Origin of the sequence: Huijunlia imazamoxiresistens, assembly GCF_037132455.1 — a bacterium.
GTDB classification, from domain to species: Bacteria; Bacteroidota; Bacteroidia; order Chitinophagales; family Chitinophagaceae; genus Flavisolibacter; species Flavisolibacter imazamoxiresistens.
Genome location: NZ_JBBBEI010000065.1, coordinates 554 through 4,827, shown reverse-complemented (window position 1 = coordinate 4,827; position 4,274 = coordinate 554). Strand labels below are relative to the sequence as shown.

The window sequence follows — 4,274 nt, the reverse complement described above, 5'->3', positions numbered from 1 at the left end:
TCATGGCTGAGTTCATTGAAGGGTCATGGAATGAGGGCGCGGGGTGGATTTTCAGGGGGTCCGGGGGCGCAGCCCCGGCCCACGACTTTGGGAGCGGAGCGGACAAAGTCTAGTGGGCGTTACTTTTCTGACAAAAAGCAGGCCCAACCCGACAGCGGCAGAGTAAGGAAGGATGCAACACATGCACATTTGCGCATTTGTACATCCGCTAAAAAGGGCGGGGATCCTGGTCTTTCAAAATCTCTCAGTTTTTATCGAAATCTCTCAAAATTTATCGTTTTTTATCACCGAAAGCCGGACAATTCATTGACGGTCAGGCTCATCCAAATCTTTTTTCCCTTTTCTTTTTCCCCTTGGTACGAAAACATTCGTAGCCGCGCCCAGCACCCTGGATCTCGGCGGTCTTTCCTTTTTCCTTTTTCCGTTTTTTTCCTCTGCTGAGCTGTCCGACTGATGGGCTTTTTTTCCTTTTTTGCCCTAAAAACTGACCCCTCCGCGCGCATACGTCTTTTTATACTTTTGTTACTTTCCTACTTTCGGCCGGCTGGAACCTGCGCCAGCAAAGGATTTGACACCTCGAAAAAACACCTTTTATCAGTTTTAAACCACTTTTTATCCGTTAAAGAACACTTTTTATCCCTCAAAAACCACTTTTTATCAGCTCAAATTACCTGTTAAAAAAAACAGTTCTTTTTAAAGGTGTTTTTTATACTTTAGCCTCATGGACCTCCAAGAAATACCCGCCGATCGGGAGATATTACAGCACAATGCAATTACCTCAGGGCGCTACGAGTATACCGCCTGCCAGCTGGATATCATCTTCATGACCCTGGCAATGATGGAAAAGGATGACAGCCCCGATAAGATCTACACGCTACACGTAAAGGATATCGAAGCCATCACCGGCCGGCAGTGGCAGTACAACCAACTCAAGGAAGCCACTGAAGGCATGGGCAGCCGTATGATTGAGATTGATACCCCAACTACTTATACTCAAATGTGGCTTTTCCGAAAAATAAGCTATCTGAAAGGCAAGGGCAGGATTGAGATAAAGCTCAACGATGAAATGAGGCCCTACCTTTTCGAGCTGAAGGATAACTTTACCGTGATGCAGCTGAAGGCGGCGCTGTCGTGCTCGTCCAAGTATGCCAAGCGGCTTTATGCCATTTGCTGCCAGTGGAGAAGGCGGGGCGGCATTGTCATGGAAATTAGCAAGCTGAAGGAAATGCTCTTCCTGAAGGATCCAAAAGGAAAGACCAAAGAGCAGTTTGTGCAAATAAGCCAGCTCAGGGAAAAGGTTCTTGATATTGCCAGGCAGCAGATCAATGAACATACCGATATCCGGTTTGACTATGAGCTAATTAAAGTAGGCCGGTCCTTCGAGAAAATCAGGCTCTTCGTAAATATCCAAATGCCCAAACAGGGAGAGATTAACTTTCACGAATCTATTGATCTTCAAAAACATATAAACGAGGTCAAGGCATACGGGTTTGCAGATGACATAGCCGAAAAGATAGCCCGGTACAGCATGCCGGCATTTCATGATGCTGTTGAGCAGGTAAAGAAACGGATGTCCAAAGAGCCGGTTGACAAACCTGGTGCTTACATAACGACTATCCTTAAGGCTCAGAAGCTGATCTAATCAAATAAAAAAGTAAAGGGAAAAAAGAGTTTATATTCACTAAATACTGACCAATAATGACTTACCAAGAAAAGATAGAGGAAATGATAAAGAAAATTGAGAGCATTTATGATGAGGCTGAAGGCATGAGGGACATTGCCGACCTGGACGAAAAGAAGTACTGGAACGAGCTCAGGGGCATTTTTTACGATGCTGCTGAACCGCTAAAAAAGCTTAACTATCGACTTTCTAAGGAAAGAGCATCCATGGAAATTGATTAAGGGCTAAAGGGGAAAATAAAGGAGTTGAGACAAGAAGGGGTAAGCTTTATCAAGAATATACGTGTACCTTTCTATTCTGCCTATAGCCTCATTCTTGTTTTGAGCCGCATATAAAACGCTATTTCTTGGGATTAGCCTTTTTGTTTCTCCCTCAATTTTTAGACTGATAGGTTCATCCATAAACCTTTAAAAGTCTAAATATGATGATTAAAGAAATAAATGGCTACTCTGTCCAAATAAGCTCAATGCCTGTAGATAGCAGGACCTTGTTTGTTACACTTATAGATGAAAGCGTAAAATCTCATTCCTTCAGTTTAGCAAAAATAGACGGAGATTGGTGCATACGCAACCCTTTAACCATTCCTGCCTTTATTGTGGAAATGGAACACGAATTAAATAAAGTCCTAGGAGGTGTAACTTCCCTGGAACCGATGAACTTATAGAAAATTTATAATAAAAGGGCACCACAGGGAAAATGAAGCCTACCGTCTTAATCCTCTGCTTCTCTTTTGCTCCTGGGCGCTCTGCCTGGCAACCTGCGGTTCTGCCTTCTAGCCTTGTACTGGTGCATGCGGTTTCTCCTGGCTGTATAAGGGTACGGATCTTGTGCTGTTATCGCATCACCTTTTTACGCTCTGTTTTCTTCAATGTCGAAACAGCCTGTAAGAAATCTGACATTTATTCACCTTTAATCAGGCTGTTATGGACAATCCGGTTATTGCTTTATTAAATGGCTTTCGTGTCGAGTATGAAGTAACTTTTAAAGGAGACGGCATTTTTATTGCCCAATTGATACCCTGCGGTATGCAATCCGGCCATCACTATCCTGTTCAGGTATTTCTTCATAAAACCAACGATGCTTGGAAAAGCGACACTTGCAATAAAGAGTTGACAGCGATAATCGGCCAAGCAATTGACGATGAAGCTCCTTTGGACCTTTTGAATACGCCGCTTTCTCTACCGGCGGCTGATCCTCTTGGCAAAGGGACGCCTCTTATGCTTTTTCATGCGGATGAGGACGAGGATGACCTGCAATTTTTTGAAGAAGCGATAAGGGAAATAGACCCGCTTATTAAACTATACAGTATGCCTGACGGTACTAAGCTATTCCAATTGTTCACCCAACTGAACCCAGATATGGTATTTCTTGGGCTGTCTGTGACAGGTAAGTGCAGCTTGAAGTGTATTGCAGAGATACGCGGCAATCCCGACTATGCTGCTTTACCTATCATAGTGCTGAGCAGCAAAACCCGATTAAGCAGTATTGAGGCCGCCTACAGGGCTGGGGCAGACTTGTTCATGAGCAAACCGTCGGATTACGAGAAACTCCTGTCTTCGCTCAGGGCTATACTACGCTTAAACTGGAAGGCACAATTAAAATAAGCGAACTTAACTCTATCAAGAACTATTTCACCAGTAATCAGCAGGAAAAAAAGTCCTCAGGAGGCAGCATTGCCCTCCATATTGTGTATACTTTTCTGATATACAGTTTTTTTACAAAACCGTCATTACCGCCTTAATCCCTTTCTTCTCTTCTGCTCTGGCTCATCGGTTTTTTGCTCTTGGACGCTCGGCCTGGGTGCCGGCGGTTCCGCCTTCTGTCCTTGCGCCAGCGTATGCGGTTTGTCCTGGCCCGCCTGGGCGCCTTGCTTCTTGGCCAGCTCGGCGCGCTCCAGTTCCTGCCGTATGATACTCCAAAGCTTTTGATCAGGATCTAGCCGCCGCCAGTGCGCCCACGGATCGGCGGGATCGAACTGCCGGCCGTAAACCCGGGCTATCTCATCGGCCAGCTCCATCGGCGGCATGTGCTGCCCTGGAAAGCGTTCCTGTGCCCTCCTGGCCAGCTCTTTCAGGTCGTCAGGCCTGCGGGGATCCAGGAACGAGGCTTTTTTCTTTTCAGCCGCCTCCTTTTGCTCCTGCTTCCATTCCTGCAGCTTTTTCAGGTGCTCGGCTTCCACCGGCTGCAGGGGGATATGGTTCACCACCTTGTAAAGTACCTCGTTGGCAAACACCTCTGCCCTGGCTACTTTCTGAATCTCTGCTTTCTGCCTGGCAATCTCGGCCTCCTTCCGCTTGTTGGCCTGCTCCAGGTCGGCCACCCGGGCCTTCATTTTCTGATGCTCCAGCTTCACGGCCGTCATGGAATCGTGCTGAGCCCCTAAAAGGTCGTTTATTTTGCCAATGTTGAGCAAAGCATCCGAATATGTCACCTTCGGCCGTTCAGCCTCGCTATGGGCTTCTAATTGCGTTATGCGGCCATAGTAAGCGTAAAGGTCGTCATGGCCCTTGCGGGTACCGCGGATGCCCCGCACCAGGTCAAAGGGTTCCATGGCCACGGCGTAGCGGTCCTGGCGCTCCTGGAGGGCCTGCAG

General features: G+C 46.8%; 5 protein-coding genes. 4 read left to right on the top strand and 1 reads right to left on the bottom strand.

Features of this window, described 5'->3' with window-relative positions; genetic code table 11:
* Positions 1 to 721 precede the first annotated feature (721 nt).
* The 4 genes from V9K67_RS26730 (at position 722) to V9K67_RS26715 (ending at position 3,285) form a co-directional block, all read left to right on the top strand.
* The gene (locus V9K67_RS26730) at positions 722 to 1,642 is read left to right on the top strand and encodes a replication initiation protein (protein ID WP_336728144.1); all 921 of its coding nucleotides are present in this window, start codon (positions 722 to 724) and stop codon (positions 1,640 to 1,642) included.
* 56 nt (positions 1,643 to 1,698) lie between these two features.
* Entirely contained in the window at positions 1,699 to 1,902 is a 204-nt protein-coding gene (locus V9K67_RS26725; protein ID WP_336728142.1) for a hypothetical protein, read from the top strand.
* A gap of 200 nt (positions 1,903 to 2,102) precedes the next feature.
* Complete coding sequence (locus V9K67_RS26720) at positions 2,103 to 2,345, top strand: hypothetical protein (protein ID WP_336728140.1); 243 nt, start codon at positions 2,103 to 2,105, stop codon at positions 2,343 to 2,345.
* A 259-nt stretch (positions 2,346 to 2,604) separates the two neighbouring features.
* The gene (locus V9K67_RS26715) at positions 2,605 to 3,285 is read left to right on the top strand and encodes a response regulator (RefSeq protein ID WP_336728138.1); all 681 of its coding nucleotides are present in this window, start codon (positions 2,605 to 2,607) and stop codon (positions 3,283 to 3,285) included.
* A gap of 125 nt (positions 3,286 to 3,410) precedes the next feature.
* On the opposite strand, the gene V9K67_RS26710 is transcribed toward V9K67_RS26715, so the two are convergent.
* On the bottom strand, positions 3,411 to 4,274 hold an 864-nt coding region (locus tag V9K67_RS26710; protein ID WP_336728136.1), incomplete at its 5' end, for a hypothetical protein.